13 protein-coding genes and 1 pseudogene are annotated in these 16035 nt (G+C 72.0%); 13 read left to right on the forward strand and 1 reads right to left on the reverse strand.

Translation table 11 applies throughout. The annotated features are described in order from the left end of the window. The first annotated feature begins 208 nt into the window (after positions 1-208). The 12 genes and pseudogenes from NDW01_RS40505 to mftF all read left to right on the forward strand — a co-directional run bounded on the left by NDW01_RS40505 (position 209) and on the right by mftF (position 13730). Complete coding sequence (locus NDW01_RS40505) at positions 209-1441, forward strand: folylpolyglutamate synthase/dihydrofolate synthase family protein (protein ID WP_252829850.1); 1233 nt, start codon at positions 209-211, stop codon at positions 1439-1441. A 73-nt stretch (positions 1442-1514) separates the two neighbouring features. Continuing rightward, positions 1515-2003 (forward strand): annotated as a pseudogene (locus NDW01_RS40510) (MFS transporter); the annotation flags it as partial. Positions 2004-2099: 96 nt separating this feature from the next. Beyond that, positions 2100-3371 carry a bifunctional folylpolyglutamate synthase/dihydrofolate synthase gene (locus tag NDW01_RS40515; protein WP_252829902.1) on the forward strand — a complete coding sequence of 424 codons (1272 nt, stop codon included), beginning with the start codon at positions 2100-2102 and terminating at the stop codon, positions 3369-3371. An 82-nt stretch (positions 3372-3453) separates the two neighbouring features. Continuing rightward, on the forward strand, positions 3454-3771 hold the full coding sequence (locus NDW01_RS40520; RefSeq protein ID WP_308211877.1) for a DUF4233 domain-containing protein: 318 nt from the start codon (positions 3454-3456) through the stop codon (positions 3769-3771). 116 nt (positions 3772-3887) lie between these two features. After that, entirely contained in the window at positions 3888-5321 is a 1434-nt protein-coding gene (locus tag NDW01_RS40525) for a hypothetical protein (RefSeq protein WP_252829852.1), read from the forward strand. 145 nt (positions 5322-5466) lie between these two features. After that, positions 5467-5877, forward strand: coding sequence for a nucleoside-diphosphate kinase (gene ndk / locus NDW01_RS40530; protein ID WP_252778808.1), 411 nt, complete (start codon positions 5467-5469; stop codon positions 5875-5877). 189 nt (positions 5878-6066) lie between these two features. Next, positions 6067-7098 (forward strand): rod shape-determining protein, encoded by a 1032-nt coding sequence (locus NDW01_RS40535; protein ID WP_252778807.1) that lies wholly within the window; start codon positions 6067-6069, stop codon positions 7096-7098. 11 nt (positions 7099-7109) lie between these two features. Continuing rightward, positions 7110-8261: a rod shape-determining protein MreC gene (gene mreC / locus NDW01_RS40540; RefSeq protein WP_252829853.1), complete on the forward strand. Its 1152-nt coding sequence runs from the start codon at positions 7110-7112 to the stop codon at positions 8259-8261. A gap of 3 nt (positions 8262-8264) precedes the next feature. Further along, positions 8265-8810: a rod shape-determining protein MreD gene (mreD, locus tag NDW01_RS40545; protein WP_252829854.1), complete on the forward strand. Its 546-nt coding sequence runs from the start codon at positions 8265-8267 to the stop codon at positions 8808-8810. 17 nt (positions 8811-8827) lie between these two features. After that, the gene (gene mrdA, locus NDW01_RS40550) at positions 8828-11086 is read left to right on the forward strand and encodes a penicillin-binding protein 2 (protein WP_252829855.1); all 2259 of its coding nucleotides are present in this window, start codon (positions 8828-8830) and stop codon (positions 11084-11086) included. Positions 11087-11101: 15 nt separating this feature from the next. Continuing rightward, a complete protein-coding gene (gene rodA / locus NDW01_RS40555) occupies positions 11102-12259 on the forward strand; it encodes a rod shape-determining protein RodA (protein WP_406567808.1) in 1158 nt (385 codons plus the stop codon). Positions 12260-12356: 97 nt separating this feature from the next. Beyond that, positions 12357-13730: a mycofactocin biosynthesis glycosyltransferase MftF gene (mftF, locus tag NDW01_RS40560; RefSeq protein WP_252829857.1), complete on the forward strand. Its 1374-nt coding sequence runs from the start codon at positions 12357-12359 to the stop codon at positions 13728-13730. On the opposite strand, the gene NDW01_RS40565 is transcribed toward mftF, so the two are convergent. Then, the gene (locus NDW01_RS40565) at positions 13727-14614 is read right to left on the reverse strand and encodes a metallophosphoesterase (RefSeq protein ID WP_252829858.1); all 888 of its coding nucleotides are present in this window, start codon (positions 14612-14614) and stop codon (positions 13727-13729) included. The genes mftF and NDW01_RS40565 overlap by 4 nt on opposite strands. A 223-nt stretch (positions 14615-14837) precedes the next feature. Between NDW01_RS40565 and NDW01_RS40570 the strand changes: the two genes are divergently transcribed. After that, the gene (locus NDW01_RS40570) at positions 14838-15845 is read left to right on the forward strand and encodes an NAD-dependent epimerase/dehydratase family protein (RefSeq protein ID WP_252829859.1); all 1008 of its coding nucleotides are present in this window, start codon (positions 14838-14840) and stop codon (positions 15843-15845) included. Positions 15846-16035: the final 190 nt, after the last annotated feature.

Consider the following 16035-nt stretch of genomic DNA (forward strand, 5'->3'; position numbering starts at 1 on the left):
CAGGTCAAGTCCAAGGCACGCCCTCAAAGGACGGCCAGATCACTGGAGAGTCAACCCAGATCGCCGGGCACCGAGCCTGACAGCACTCCACCCACAAGCGCCACCCAAACACTCACAGATCACTGGCCTGCGGTGCCGCGAAGACGGCAGCGCAGGCCAGTGGTCATGCGTCGGCGGAGGACCGCCCGGTCGTCGCTATCGTCGGAGGGTGGCCGATGGGACGGACGTGTTCTTCGCGGAGTGGGATCGACGCGGTCCCGGCGCGAAGCGGAGCCTCGAGCGTGCCGGCCTTCTCCTGCGCGCGCTGAACGCCGGCACGGCCGGGACGCCGCTGCTGACCGTGGTCGGCTCCAAGGGCAAGGGCACGGCCGCCACCTACGCGTCCGCCGTCCTCGCCGCGGCGGGGTGCCGCGTGGTCACCGTCACCAGCCCGGCCCTGCGCAGGGAGCGGGAGCGCATCCGCGTGAACGGGGCCGCGATCTCCGACGCGGACCTCGCCCGGCTCGGTGAGCGGATCCGCGACGCGATCCGCCGCCTGCCCGAACGGCCGGGCGACGGTTACCTGTCCCCGAGTGGCCTGTTCACGATCGCGGGGGTGATGCACGCGCGAGCCGTCGGTGCGGACGCGATCGTCCTCGAGGCGGGGATGGGCGGCGTCTCCGACGAGGTCAGCCTGTTCGCCCCGGACGTCGTCGCCGTCACCGAGGTCTTCGCCGAGCACCTCGGAGTCCTCGGCGACTCTCCCGCCGAGATCGCGGCGAACAAGGCGGGCGTCGCGGCCGGCACCACCTCCGCCGTCCTCTCCCTTCCCCAGGATTCTTCCGTCACCGAGGCGATCGCGGTGACCGTCGCCGACCGCACCGGCGGCCGGGTGAAGCCGGAGGTGGTCGGTGCGACCGGGCTCCCGGAGACCGTCCTGCCGGTGGCCCACGGGCGGCGGAACGCCGAGTTGGGCTTCGTGGCCGCCGGGCGCCTGCTCGACGCGGCCGGACGCCCGCGGGCGTCCTCCGACCGGCTGCGCCGAGTGCTGTCCTCGGTGCGGCTTCCCGGCCGCCTGTCGTGGCATCGGCTCGCCGGCACGACGATCCTGGTCGACTCGGCGATCGACCGGTCCGGCGCGGCGACGGCACTGGCCGAGGCGTACCGGCGCTGGAACGGCGTCGACCACGTCCTCCTCGGGCTGCCGGACCACAAGGACGTCGCGGGGGTCGTCGCCGAGCTGGCGGATCTGCCCGTGACGTACGTCCGGATGCCCGGTCACCCGCATCTGGGATTCACCCATCCGATCCCCGGCCACTGGACGGTCATCGACGACGCTGACCTGACACGACCGCGACTCGCCTCTCTCGGCCGGCGGATCATGGGGCTCGGGACGGTCTACTTCACCGCCCGCCTCCTCGACCTCCTCGACGCCGGCACCGAGCGCCTCTTCGAGCCCTGACCACCCGCGTTCCACTGCCGTTGCACGACCGTCTGCCCGGGCGCACCATCCACCGCATGAGGGCAGCGTTGGGCTCGCCGGAGCCATCGTTGCGGCGCTCGGCACGCGCCGCCTCGCCGGGCTGATCGGCCAGGCCCGGCTGATGCGGCTGGCCGCGCTGGTCAATGGTGCGGCGTTCCTGCTGTTTCCGCTGACAGGGCCTGGGCGGCGCCTGGCCTGTTACGCGCTGGCCGACCTCGTCACCAGTTTCTGCCTCATCGGGCTGAACATCGTCCAGGTGAGCTTCCATCAGACGGTCTGCCCCGAACGGCTGCTCGGCCGCGTCAACGCCACCATGAAGTTCCTCATCTGGGGCGGGATGCCGCTCGGCAGCGTCCTCGGCGGCCTTCTCGCCACGGCCGCCGGACTGCGCGCGACACTCTGGACCGCGGCCGCGGGCGTCCTGCTCGCCGCGCTGTGGCTCCTGCTCTCACCCCTGCGCACCATGCGCGACCTGCCGCCGCCCGACGCGTACGACATCGGCTCGGGATCATGCCGGTCTGACGTGGGGGCGGCGCGTTAGTAGGCTGCTGGGGTGAGTGCGACCAGGTATGAGGAGGCCGTCAAGGGCATCAGGGCCCGGGGGGTCGAATGGGACATCGATCCCACGTTGGACCGGATGCGTGATCTGGCGGACGTTCTCGGGTCGCCGCAGCGGGCGTACCCCGTCATCCACATCACCGGGACGAACGGCAAGTCCAGCACGGCCCGGATGATCGAGGCGCTGTTGCGGGAGCGAGGGCTGCGGGTCGGCCTGTACACCAGCCCCGAGCTGCATTCGATGCGCGAGCGGATCGCGATCGACGGGGCGCCGGTGAGCGAGGAGCGGTTCGCCGAGCTGTACGAGGACGTCCTGCCGTTCATCGAGCTGACGGACGCCAAGCACGACGTGAAGGTGTCGTTCTTCGAGACGCTGACCGCGATGGCGTTCGCCGCGTTCGCCGACGCGCCCGTCGACGTCGCCGTCGTCGAGGTCGGCATGGGCGGCACGTGGGACGCGACCAACATCGCCGACGGCGCGGTGGCGGTGGTCACGCCGATCGGCCTCGACCACACCCGCTGGCTCGGGTCCACGGTGGAGGAGATCGCGGCGGAGAAGGCCGGGATCATCAAGCCCGACGCGATCGCCGTGCTCGCCCAGCAGCCGGTCGAGGCGGCGCAGGTGCTGGTGCGGCGTGCGACCGAGGTCGGGGCGACCGTCGCGCGGGAGGGACTGGAGTTCGGTGTCCTCGGCCGGGAGCTCGCCGTGGGCGGCCAGCTCGTCCGGCTGCAGGGGCTGCACGGCGTGTACGACGAGGTGTTCCTGCCGTTCTTCGGGGCGCACCAGGCGGGCAACGCGGCGTGCGCGCTGGCCGCGGTGGAGGCGTTCGCGCGCGGCCGGGCGACCGGCGAGTCGGAGACCGACAGCGACCAGCTCGACCTTGAACTCGTGCGCCAGGCGTTCGTGAACGCGAGCTCGCCGGGGCGGCTGGAGGTCGTACGGACGGGGCCGACCGTGCTGGTCGACGCCGCGCACAACCCGGCCGGCATGGCGGCCAGCGTGGAGGCGCTGACGGAGGAGTTCGGCTTCACCCGGCTGATCGGTGTGGTGGCGGCGATGGCCGACAAGGACGTGACCGGTCTGCTGGAGGAGCTGGAGCCGGTGCTGGAGGAGGTCATCGTCACGCGCAACTCCTCCGCCCGGTCGATGCCCGCCCGCGAGCTGGCGGACCTGGCGGAGGAGGTCTTCGGCGAGGATCGCGTGCACCTGGTGCCCCGGCTGGACGACGCGATCGACCAGGCGATCGCGCTGGCCGACGAGTCCGGGGAGTTCGCGGGCGCCGGGGTGCTGATCACGGGGTCCGTCACGACGGCCGGCGACGCGCGGGTGCTGCTGAGGGCGGGCGCGTGAGCGGCCGTACGGGTGCTGCCGGCGGCGGGCGGGCGGTCCGCCGTACGGGTGCCGCGCGGACCACGGGGAAGGGGGAGCGGCGGTGAGGAGGCTGTGCGCCGTCATGCTCACGCTGCAGGCGGTGGTGACCCTGCTGGCGATCCCCGTGGCGATCTCGGTGGCGCACGCGGATGCGGCCACGGCCGGGATCGTGGGCGGCGTGCTGGCCTTCGCCGGGCTGGTGATCGCCGGGCTGCTGCGGTACCGCTGGGCCTACGTCGCGGGCAGTGTGCTGCAGATTCTGGTCATCGCGACGGGTTTCGTGGTTCCGGTGATGTTCTTCCTCGGTGTCATTTTCGGTCTTCTCTGGGTGGCATCGATTTGGGTCGGTCACCGAGTGGAGAGCGCGCAACCACGCTAAAGTCACGGGCGGCCTTTCCGATGGCCCCGTTCCGTCAATTGCGTCAAATGCCAGAAGTTGGACATTTGGCGTAAATCTAGCGGGCGGGGCCAATGGTCTCCTGAGGGGAATCCCGGATGTCCACGCCCCCCGGAAAACGCGACGCCGCCGGATTCGCCGTGCTGGTGGTCGTCATCGCCACGGCGGTTCCCGCCGCCGTCGTCGTGCTGCCCGACACGGCGCCGTACGTCATGCCGCAGGCGGTCCGCGACCTCGCGCTGTCCGACGGTGAGGCCGCCGGGCTCGTCCGCGCCTGCGGCCTGGCGCTGCCCGCCCTGCTCCTCACGGCCCCGCTCGGGGCCGCGCTGGTCCGCCATGCGCCCGCCCGGCTCGTGCTGTTCGCGGGGCTCGCCCTCCTGCTCGTCGCCCAGGCGCTCTCGGTGCGCGTCACGTCGGTTCCGGTGGTCGCCGCCGTACGCGTCGCCGAGGGTGCCGGCGCCGGGGCCGTCCTGCCCGCGACGCTGGCGCTGGCCCGGGAGCGACGGCAGCGCCGTGCGGCGTCCTCCGTCTGGGCCGGCGTCCTCGTCGCGGCGCTCCTGCTCGCCACGCCCCTGGCGCTGGCCGCGACGGGCGGCCCGGACCCCGGCGCGGTGGAGTGGCGGGCGATCCTGCGCCCGTACTGGTGGCTGAGCGGGATCGCGCTGGTCGGCACGGCCCTGCTCGGCCTGCTGCGGGCGCGGCCGGCCGGCCCCGCCGTCCCGGTGACCGTCTCCCGTGCGGAGCGCGTGCAGCTGCTGCTGCCGGTCGTCCCCGCGGGCGGGTTCGCGTTCCTCGCGGTGGTCACGACATACGACTGGTCGCCCGGCGCGCAGTTGCTGCTGGCGGCGTGCGGGATCGCCGGGCTCCTGGGGCTGGCCGTGGTCGGCACCCGCGACGCGGCCGCCGGCAGCCCGCTCGGGTACGCCGTCGTCATGCTGGCCGCGGGCCTGCTGACCATGCCGGTGACCGGGCCGCTGGCCGGGCTGGCCGGCGGCCGGACCGTGCCCCTGACGGCGTTCCTGGCGGGTGCGGCGGGCGCGCTGGCCGCCGCCCTCCTGGCCGGCTCGTTCGGCCGCGGGACGGGGCGCGGCGCGGTGCTGTGCGGATACGGCCTGGGCGTCGTGGCGATCGTCCTGCTGCTGGTGACGGGGGCGGCGGCGAGCCTCTGGACGCTGCTGGCCGCGCTGTGCGTCCTCGGCGCGGGCACGGGGCTGGCGGTCGGGGCCGCGCTCCGCCACACGGAGGCGGGCCCGGCCCTGTTCGGCCTGTCGCTGTGCTTCCCGGCGGTCCTCGGCGGCCATCTCGTCGTCGGCCCGCTGCAGATCGCGAGGGTCGGCGCGGTCACCCGGGCGGGCGGCGGCACGATGGCGGCGCTGTACGCCCTGACCGCGGCGTACCGGCTGTGGCTCGTCGCCGCGGGGCTCATCGCGGTGCTCCTCGCCGCCGTGACCGCGTGGGTGAGCCGGAGCCGGACGCGAGGCTCGCCGCCCGGTCCCGCGGACTCGGACGGAGCCGTGCTGCCCGCCGGGTAAGATCGCACCGATACGCGGCAGCCCGGCCGTGGCGACCTGCGCGGATACGGTCAGGGCCCCCGGTCGGCCGGTGACCTTCCGCCGCGGCGGGCGGGTCGGTGGCCCGCACCGGTGATCGCAACCTGTGAACCAAGGAGAATCTTCCGTGTCCGAACGCACTCTTGTCCTCGTCAAGCCCGACGGCGTGCGCCGCGGCCTCGTCGGGGACGTCATCGCGCGCATCGAGCGCAAGGGCCTCAAGCTCGCCGCCCTGGAGCTTCGTACGCTGGAGCGCGAGGTCGCCGAGACGCACTACGAGGAGCACCGGGAGAAGCCGTTCTTCGGCTCGCTGGTCGAGTTCATCACGGGCGGTCCGCTCGTCGCGATGGTGGTCGAGGGGCCGCGCGCGATCGAGGCGTTCCGCGCCCTGGCCGGCGCCACCGACCCGGTCGTGGCCGGCCCCGGAACCATCCGTGGCGATCATGCGTTGGAGATCCAGGAGAACGTCGTGCACGGCTCCGACTCGCCCGCGTCCGCCGAGCGCGAGATCAAGTTGTTCTTCCCCGACCTTTTCTGAACATTGGTCGCATAACCGCGCGGGCCGGGTACCTACGGCCCGCGCGTTTGTTTTCCCAGGCCCGGCACGTGAGACGGCCCTGACCCGGACCACGACGCGCGGGATCGGGTCTGCGTCAACCAGGATCTCTCGCGTTACCATGAGAATGCGTTCCGCACGCCCGCCAATCCGGAAGGGCTCCCTTTCTTCATGGGTAACAAGCTGTCGTTCCTGGGCCGTGACATGGCAGTCGATCTGGGTACGGCGAACACCTTGGTCTATGTGCGCGGTCGGGGCATCGTTCTGAACGAGCCGTCGGTCGTGGCCATCAACACGAACACGGGCAAGATCGTGGCGGTGGGCATCGAGGCCAAGCGGATGATCGGCCGTACGCCGGGCAACATCGTGGCGGTCCGTCCGCTCAAGGACGGTGTGATCGCCGACTTCGACGTCACTGAACGCATGCTCCGGTACTTCATCCAGAAGGTCCATAAACGCCGACATTTCGCCAAGCCGCGGATCGTCGTGGCCGTGCCCAGCGGCATCACCGGCGTCGAGCAGCGCGCCGTGAAGGAGGCGGGCTACCAGGCGGGCGCCCGGCGGGTGTACATCATCGAGGAGCCCATGGCCGCCGCGATCGGCGCCGGCCTGCCCGTCCACGAGCCCACCGGCAACATGGTCGTCGACATCGGCGGCGGCACCACCGAGGTCGCGATCATCTCCCTCGGCGGCATCGTGACGAGCCAGTCGATCCGGGTCGGCGGCGACGAGCTCGACCAGGCGATCATCTCCTACGCGAAGAAGGAGTACTCCCTGATGCTCGGGGAGCGCACCGCGGAGGAGATCAAGATGGCGATCGGCTCGGCGTACCCCTTCGACGACGAGCCGCACGCGGAGATCCGCGGCCGTGACCTCGTCAGCGGCCTGCCGAAGACGATCGTGATCTCCGCGGAGGAGATCCGCCGCGCCATCGAGGAGCCGGTCAACGCGGTCGTCGACGCGGTCAAGACGACGCTCGACAAGTGCCCGCCCGAGCTGTCCGGCGACATCATGGACCGCGGCATCGCCCTCACCGGCGGCGGCGCCCTGCTCAAGAACATCGACGAACGGCTCCGGGAAGAGACCGGCATGCCGATCCACATGGTCGACAACCCGCTCGACTCGGTCGTCCTCGGCTCAGGGAAGTGCGTCGAGGACTTCGAGGCGCTGCGCCAGGTCCTCGTGCCCGAACCACGACGTTAGGGAACCGGCCGGTGAACGACACCCGGCGAACCCGAGCCGTCCTCGGGGTCCTGCTGCTGATCTCCCTGGCCATGATCACCGTCGACTACCGCGGAGGCGAGCACTCACCACTGCGCGGGCTGCGCGCCTTCGGCGAGGCGATCTTCGGGCCGATCGAGGACGCCGCGGCGGCCGTCGTCACGCCGGTCGGGCACGCGCTGGACACGATCATCGGCAGTCCGGACGCGCACCGGCGCATCAACCGGCTCGAACGCGAGAACCAGCGGCTGCGCCAGCAACTCCGCGCCCAGCAGATCGACAAGAGCCGCGCCGAGCAGCTGCACCGGCTGCTCGGCACCGCCGGTCTCGGCGGCTACCGGATCGTCGCCGCCCAGGTCATCTCCGCCGGCGAGGGCGTCGAGGAGACCGTCACCATCGACGCGGGCAGCGGCGACGGCATCCGCACCGACATGACGGTGATCACCGGAGACGGCCTCGTCGGGCGCGTCACGCAGGTCGGGCCGGCCACCTCGACGGTGCTGCTGGCCACCGACGCGGCCTCCTCGGTCGGCGGGCGGCTGGAGGGCTCCGGAGAGATCGGCGTCGTACGGGGCACCGGCCGGCGCAGCGGCTCACCGCTCACGTTCGAGCTCCTGGACTCCACCGTGGAGATCAAACCCGGCCAGCGCATCGTCTCCTTCGGCTCGCAGGGCAACCGGCCGTACGTCCCGGGGGTCCCGATCGGCACCGTCATCCGCATCCAGCGGACGCCCGGATCGCTGACCCGTACCGCCATCGTCCGGCCGTTCACGCACTTCACGGCCCTCGACGTCGTCGGCGTGGTCGTCGCGCCGCCGAAGAAGAACCCGCGCGACGCCGTTCTGCCGCCGGCGCCGCCCAAGCCGAAGACGCCCAGCCCGTCCCCGTCCAACCCCGGCCCGTCCAACGCGGGCCCGCCCAACGCGGGCGCCCCCGCTCCCGCGCCGACGCGACGGGCGTCGGACGAGCCGTCGGCGGCCCCGCGGGCGATGCCGAGCGCGGAGGAGTCCGCCTCCGCCGGGCCACCGTCCCGAAGACGCAGGTCGTCCACGGCGACCGAGGCACCCAGAGCCCGCCGGACGCTGACCTCCACCGAACCACCACGGCAGCGCAGACCGCGCACGCCTCACTCGCCGGGAGACTGAGCCATGTCACGCAACGTCCTGGCCACGATCGTCGCCGCCGCCGCGCTCCTGCTGCAGGTGGCGGTCGCCAACCGGCTGCCGCTGCCCGCCTCGGTCAGCCCGAACCTCGTGCTCCTGGCCGTGGTGGCGCTGGCGCTGGTGAACGGATCGATGACCGGCCTGGTCACCGGCTTCTTCGCCGGGCTGGCCACCGACATCGTGCCGCCCGCCGACCACACCATCGGCCGCTACGCCTTCGTGTACTGCCTGATCGGCTACGTCTGCGGGCTCGCCGCCGACGACCTCGAGCGCTCACCCGTGCTGCCGTTCGTCGCGGTGGCCGCGGGCGCGCTCGCCGGGTCGGTGCTGTACGCCATGGTGGGCATGCTGCTCGGCGACCCGCGCACCCGCTGGCCCGTGCTGTCCCACCAGCTGCCGGTCCAGGTCCTCTACGACGTGATCGCCAGCCCGTTCGTGGTCTGGGCCGTCCTGCGGCTGACCAGGAGGGCCGAACGCCAGCACGACCCGGGCGGACTCGACGCGGTCCCCGGGTTCTATCGGGCGCGCTAGACGGAGGAGGGGGAGTCTTGGGTCCGCGCTCGCACGTGCGCCTCGTCGTCCTGCACGTGCTCGTCATGTCGCTGCTGCTGTCGCTCGGCGGGCGGCTGTGGTACCTGCAGGTCATGAACGGCGCGCACTACAAGAAGGTCGCCGCCGACAACCGGATCCGCGACATCGTGGTGCCCGCCGTCCGGGGCCAGATCGTCGACGACGTCGGGCGGCCGCTCGTACGGAACCGGACCGCTCTGGTCGTCTCCGTCGACCGGACGGCGCTGGTCCGCCAGCGCGACGGCGGCAAGGCCGTGCTGCAGCGCCTGGCGACCCTGCTCGGCACCCCGTACGACCAGCTCGCCCTGAAGACCCGGCTCTGCGGCCCGGGGATCAAGCGGCCCTGCTGGCCCGGCTCGCCGTACCAGCCGATCCCGATCGACGACCGCGTCGACGCCCGCAAGGCGCTGCAGATCATGGAGCGCCAGGAGGACTTCCCCGGCGTGACCGCCCAGCTCGAACCGGTACGGGACTACCCGCGCACCGACGGGGCCACCGCCGCGCAGGCGCTCGGCTACCTCCAGCCGATCACTCAGGAGGAGCTGAACAGCCGCAAGGGCCTGAAGGTCACCGGGTTCAGCGGCGTCGACCTGATCGGCCGCGACGGTCTGGAGGCGACCTACGACGGCGACCTGCGCGGTGTACCGGGCGACCGGCGGCTCCTCGTCGACAACCGCGGACGCGTGACCGGGATCGCCTCCGAGCAGCCACCGGTCGGCGGCGGCACGCTCGTCACCAGCATCGACGCCAAGGTGCAGGGGATCGTCGAGAAGGCCCTCGCCCAGGCCATGCAGGACGCCCGCCACCGCGGTGACCCGGCCGACTCGGCGGCGAGCGTGGTCATGGACGTCCGCACCGGGCGGATCATCGCGCTCGCCAGCTTCCCGACCTACGACCCGTCCGTGTGGACCGGCGGCATCTCCCAGGACGAGTACGACGCGCTGCTCAGCAAGCAGCACGGCCAGCCGCTGATCTCCCGGGCGACGGACGGCCAGTTCGCCCCCGGATCGACGTTCAAGATCTCCTCGCTGCCGGCGGCCGTCAAGGACGGGTACTCCCTGCACGGCATCTACCCGTGCCCGTCGTCGTACATGGTCGGGGCCCGGGCGTTCAGCAACTTCGAGGGCGAGTCGGGCGGGGACATCGACCTGCACCGGGCCCTGGTCATGTCCTGCGACACGATCTTCTACAAGTTCGCGTACGAGGAGTGGCTCCGCGACGGCGGCGTGCACCCGGTGAAGAACCCCAAGGACCCGATGGAGAAGATGGCCCGGGCGTACGGCTTCGGCAAGCGCACCGGCATCGACCTGCCCGGGGAGGCGTCCGGCCGGATCCCGGACCGCGCCTGGAAGCTCGCCTACTGGAACGACACCAAGAAGACCGACTGCAAGCGGGCCAAGACCGGCTATCCGGAGATCGCCAAGACCGACCCGGCCCGCGCGGCGTACCTCAAGGCGATCTCCTCGGAGAACTGCGTCGACGGGTACGTCTTCCGCGCCGGTGACGCCGCCAACTTCTCCGTCGGCCAGGGCGACGTGCTCGTCACGCCGCTGCAGCTGGCCCGCGCGTACGCCGCGCTCGCCAACGGCGGCACGCTGTGGAGCCCCCGGGTCGGCAAGGCGGTCATCGCGCCCGACGGTTCCGTCAAGCGCCGCATCGACCCGGTGAAGACGGGACGCCTGCCCGTGCCGTCGAACGTGCTCACCTACATCAGGAAGGCGCTCACGGACGTGCCCAAGGAGGGCACGGCCGCCGCACCCTTCGCCGGCTTCCCCTTCGACCGGCTGGCCGTCGCCGGCAAGACCGGTACCGCGGAGGTGTACGGCAAGAAGGACACCTCCTGGTTCGCGTCGTTCGCCCCGGCGAACAAGCCGCGCTACGTCGTCGTCGCGATGGTCACCCAGGCGAGCACCGGCGCCACCACGGCGGCGCCCGCGGTCCGGCAGATCTGGGAGGGCATGTACGGCCTCACCGGACAGCCCCCGGCACTGCCCGACGGCAACGTCCCGGACCGGCTGCCGACCCTCGCGCCCGACGGCACGGTCAACGCCCCGCCGGGATTCGCCGTGACCGCGAAGAACGACCAGCCCGCGCCCGCGAGCGGCCGGCCCGCCCCCGCGAAGGGCGACCGGCCCGCGCCGGTGAAGGACGAGCAGCCTACGCCCGCGCCGGGCAGGCACCCCGCGACCGCGAAGGTCGAGCGACCCGCGACCGAGCACCGCCGGAGACCGCGATGACGGGGTGGCGACGTGATCAGTGAGTACGGCGGAGCGCTCGGCCGGCGGCGCTCCCTCCCGGCCAGGCTGCTGGCCTCACCCGCGCGGCGACTGGACTGGGCCCTGCTCCTCGCCGTGCTCGCGCTGTCGGTCATCGGCTCCGTCCTCGTGTACTCCGCCACCAAGGCCGACGGTTCCGAGGGCTTCGTGAAGAAGCACATCCTCAACCTGGCGATCGGGCTGATCCTCGGGGGCGTGACGACGGCCCTGGACTACCGGCTGCTGCGCGCGTACGCGCCGATCGTCTACGGCGCCGCCTGCCTCGGGCTCGCCGTCGTGCTGACGCCGGTCGGGGCCACGGTGAACGGCTCCCACTCGTGGATCGTGGTCGGCGGCGGGTTCCAGATCCAGCCGTCGGAGTTCGCCAAGGTCGGGATGGTCGTGCTGCTGGCGATGATCCTGGGCGAGCCGCGCGACGGTGAGGTCGGGCCGGGCCGGCGCGACATCCTGCTCGCCCTGGCGCTCGCCGCGCTGCCCGCCGGGCTGGTGATGCTGCAGCCGGATCTCGGTACCACGCTGGTGTTCGCGACCGTGATCATCGGCGTGCTGTCGATGTCCGGAGCGCCGAAACGGTGGGTCGGCGGGCTGGTCGGGGCGGCGGCCGCGCTCGCGCTGACGGTCTGGTGGCTGCACCTGCTCAAGCCGTACCAGGTACACCGTTTCACCGCCTTCGCCGACCCGTCGGCCGACCCGCAGGGGGCCGGGTACAACGCCCAGCAGGCCCGGATCGCCGTCGGCTCCGGCGGCGTCTTCGGCAACGGGCTGTTCCACGGCGAGCAGACGAACGGCCACTTCGTCCCCGAGCAGCACACCGACTTCATCTTCACCGTGGCGGGGGAGGAGCTCGGATTCATCGGAGCGGTCCTGATCATCGCGCTGCTGGGCGTGGTGCTGTGGCGCGGCCTGCGGATCGCCCGCGAGGCCGCCGACCTCTTCGGCGCGCTGGTGGCCACCGGCGTGGTGTGCTGGCTGGCGTTCCAGACCTTCGAGAACATCGGCATGACCGTCGGCATCATGCCGATCACCGGCCTGCCTCTGCCCTTCGTGTCGTACGGCGGCTCGGCCGCCTTCGCCAACTTCATCGCCGTCGGCCTGCTCCAGACCGTCCACCTCCGCCACAACCCGTACGAGTGAGCCGGCCCGCGCATCCCGTCCGGGCGTGCGTGCGGAGTGATCATCGTGCTACGGAGGCGTTCTGGCCGCCGGAGCCCGGATGGGGGACGATGATCCAATGGCGACGGCGGCGGAGTTCCGGTTGACGCTCGACGACGGCATCGTCCGCATGGACGAGGGACGCCTGTTGGTACGAACGCGCCCGCTGCGCACTCTCCGCCTGTCCGAAGAGGAGAGCCGGACACTCGACCGGTGGACCGCCGGTGAGGCGGTCGCGGAGGCGGAGGCGGAGCTGGCCCGGCGCCTGATCGACGCCGGCGTCGCCCACCCGACGTGGGCGTCCGGCCCCTTCGGGCCCGCCGATGTCACCGTCGTGATCCCGGTGAAGGACCGCGCCGGGCTCGTCGCGGCGCTGGTCCCGAAGCTCGGCGAGGTCGCGGACGTCATCGTCGTCGACGACGGTTCGCGCGTCCCGATCGACGGCGCGCGGATCCGGCACGAGCGTCCGCGCGGACCCGCTGCGGCCCGGAACGCGGGCGGGCGCCTGGCGAAGACCGAGCTCGTCGCGTTCGTCGACTCGGACTGCTCGCCGAGCCCGGGATGGCTCGACGCGCTGCTCCCGCACTTCGCCGACCCGAAGGTCGCGGCCGTCGCCCCGCGCATCGCGAGCGCGCCGGGCGGATCACTGCTCGAACGGTACGAGACGGCGCGTTCGCCGCATGACCTGGGGAGCTCGCCCGGACAGGTCCGGCCGCGCGGCCCGGTGGGCTATGTGTCGACGACGGTCCTGGTCGTCCGGCGGCCGGTCCTGTCCGAGGCCGGCGGGCTCAGCGAGGAGATGCGCTTCGGCGAGGACCTCGATCTGGTGTTCCGCCTGCTGAAGCGGGGGTGGAAGGTCCGCTATGAACCCGCGTCCGTGGCCACCCACCTCGCCCGGAGGAAACCCCGCCAATGGGTCCACCAGCGCTTCAGCTACGGCACCACGGACGCGCCGCTGCTGACCCGGCACCCCGGATCGATGGCGCCGCTGACCGCCTCGCCCTGGAGCGTCGCGGCGTGGGCGCTGGCCGGGGCCGGCAGGCTCGGTCTCGCGGCCACGGCCGCGGCCGGCTCCGCCCTGCTGACCGCCCGCCAGCTCGGCGAGCTGGGGGTTCCGCCGCACCGGGCGCTGCGCGTCGCTGCGGCCGGTCATCTGTCGGCCGGCCGCGGTCTGGTCGCCGCGCTGACCCGTGCCTGGTGGCCGGGCACGCTGGCCGCGATGATCGGGTCCTCGCGGGCCCGCAGGCTCGTCGCGGCGACCGTCCTCACGACGTACGTCGACGAGTGGCGGGACCAGAAGTCGACCCTCGGCCTCGTCCCGTGGTGTCTGCTCCGGCTGGCGGACGACGTCTCCTACGGCACCGGCATCTGGGCGGGCTGTCTCCGGAACCGGACCTTCGCGCCGCTCATCCCGGACCTCCACGGCGCGCCGGGCCTGCAGCGGCGGCTCTAGGCGGCGGGCACGAGCGTCAGGAGCGTCGCCTCCGGTGGGCAGCAGAAGCGGACGGGCAGGTACGGTGAGGTGCCCAGGCCGGCGGAGACGTGCAGCCACGCCGCGCCGTTGCGGTGCAGGCCCCGAGCCCGGGTGCGGTCGATACCGCAGTTGGTGATGAGGGGACCCAGGTACGGGATCCGTATCTGGCCGCCGTGGGTGTGGCCGGCGAGGAGGAGGTCGAAGCCGTCGGCGGTGAAGGCGTCCAGGTTGCGGGGCTCCGGCGAGTGCATGACGCCCAGGCGGACGTCCGCGCCCGGATCGGCGGGACCCGCGACGCGGCCGTAGTCGTCCTGGGCGATGTGGGAGTCGTGGACGCCCCGGACCTCCACCGACAGTCCACCGGCCTCGACGCGGTCCGCGGCGTTGTTGAGATCGGACCAGCCCGCCGCGCGCAGGGTCGCGCCGAGCTCCTCCCAGGGCAGGTCGGGGGGCACGTGCTCGTGGAAGTCCGACGGAGTGGATCTGCGCAGGTAGCTCAGGGGGTTCTCGGGCCGCGGCGCGTACAGGTCGTTCGAGCCGTACACGAACACCCCCGGGCGCTCGAGCAACGGGCCGAGCGCCTGGACGAGGGCGGGGACGGCCGCGGGGTGCGCGATCGAGTCGCCGGTGTTGACGACGAGGTCCGGCCGCAGCCGGCCCAGTGCCCGGACCCAGGACATCAGCCGCCGTCGCCGCGGTGTCAGGTGGAGGTCGGAGATGTGGAGGATCTTGAGCGGCGGGCGCCTGGGCCGCAGCAGGGGGATCTCCTGACGCCGCAGCCGGAACCACCCGCGTTCGACGAGCGATACGTAGGTCACCGCGCCGAGGGCGGACAGCGGCAGCACCGTGCGGGCGTTCGGCATTGAGTCCTCCCCAAAGGCGGCCGTGACCAGAATAGGGCAATTCGGTCCGGCTTCTGCATGAGACCGGCCGACCATTCCGGAGTACTCTGAACCGGATATCACGAGGAGGTACGCACCATGCCACCGCCGGAAATGCGGGGCGTGCTCCTCCGGTCGGCGGCGGGAGCCGCGTGAAAGGCGATGGCCGCGTCCGGTCAGCCGACTTCGAACGGAAGGGATCGTGATGGCGGGGAAGGCCTTCATTTCCGGAGTCGCCGGTTTTCTCGGGAGTCACCTGGCCGAGCGTTTCGTGGACCTCGGCTGGGACGTCGTGGGCGTGGACAGCCTCATCGGAGGATCCGAGCGGAACGTTCCCGACGGCGTGGAGTTCCGTGTCGCCGACTGCTGCGATCGCGCGTCGTACGCCGGCCTGCTGCGCGGCAGCGACCTGGTCTTTCACTGCGCGTCCGCGGCGTACGACGGGCTGAGCGTCTTCTCGCCGTCCTTCGTCCATCGCAACACCGCGCAGGCCACGGTGGACCTGGCGAGCGCCGCGCTGGCGGCCGGGGTCGGCAGGTTCGTCCACTGCTCGTCGATGGCCCGGTACGGCGCGTTGCCCGCGCCGTTCACCGAGGACATGACGCCGCAGCCGGTCAGCCCCTACGGCCTGGCCAAGCTGTCGTCGGAGACGATGGTCCGGACGCTCTTCACCACGCACGGCGGGGAGTACGCGATCGCCGTGCCGCACAACATCATCGGGCCGCGGCAGCGCTACTTCGATCCGTACCGCAACGTCGCCGCGATCATGATCAGCCGCATGCTCCGCGGCGAGCAGCCGGTCATCTACGGGGACGGCGGCCAGCTGCGGTGCTTCAGCTTCGTCGACGACGTCCTGAGCTGCCTGGAGCGCATGGGCACGGACGCGGCCGCGGCGGGCGAGGTCATCAACGTCGGGCCGGACGAGGAGACCGTCTCGATCCTGGGTCTGGCCGAGGAGATCGCGGCGATCCTCTCCTTCCCCCTCGATCCCATCTTCGTCCCGGCCCGCCCGCTGGAGGTGCCGTTCGCCACCTGCAGCGCGGACAAGGCGCGCCGGCTGCTGGGGTACCGGACGACGGTGCCGCTGCGCGACGGCCTGAAGAAGATGGTCGAGTGGATCGCGGCGCAGGAGCCGGTGCCCTTCCGGTACGACCTGGACATCGAGATCCCCACGGCGGCGACGCCGTCGACCTGGGTCGATCACCTGATCTGACCATCTCGGAGAACCAAAATACGAATAACTTCGTAACCGAATCTTGATTGGTCGGTATTTATTGCGGTTAACCGTCATCCGAAAATGCGTGAAAACGGGACCTCTTTGGTGCAGACACATGCTGAATATCCTGTTATTGTCGCTTTTGACTGGAGCGACGCAAGGGTGCTGAGCATTGAACGAGGGCCGT

Source organism: Actinoallomurus soli (assembly GCF_024055715.1).
GTDB classification, from domain to species: domain Bacteria; phylum Actinomycetota; class Actinomycetes; order Streptosporangiales; family Streptosporangiaceae; genus Actinoallomurus; species Actinoallomurus soli.

Excerpts from the sequence above, each read along its gene's own strand:
- NDW01_RS40535 (WP_252778807.1), top strand. The coding sequence starts at position 6,067 with ATGGGTAACAAGCTGTCGTTCCTGGGCCGTGACATGGCAGTCGATCTG.
- mreD (WP_252829854.1), top strand. The coding sequence starts at position 8,265 with ATGTCACGCAACGTCCTGGCCACGATCGTCGCCGCCGCCGCGCTCCTG.
- NDW01_RS40570 (WP_252829859.1), top strand. The coding sequence starts at position 14,838 with ATGGCGGGGAAGGCCTTCATTTCCGGAGTCGCCGGTTTTCTCGGGAGT.
- NDW01_RS40525 (WP_252829852.1), top strand. The coding sequence starts at position 3,888 with ATGTCCACGCCCCCCGGAAAACGCGACGCCGCCGGATTCGCCGTGCTG.
- mftF (WP_252829857.1), top strand. The coding sequence starts at position 12,357 with ATGGCGACGGCGGCGGAGTTCCGGTTGACGCTCGACGACGGCATCGTC.
- NDW01_RS40515 (WP_252829902.1), top strand. The coding sequence starts at position 2,100 with ATGCGTGATCTGGCGGACGTTCTCGGGTCGCCGCAGCGGGCGTACCCC.
- NDW01_RS40565 (WP_252829858.1), bottom strand. The coding sequence starts at position 14,614 with ATGCCGAACGCCCGCACGGTGCTGCCGCTGTCCGCCCTCGGCGCGGTG.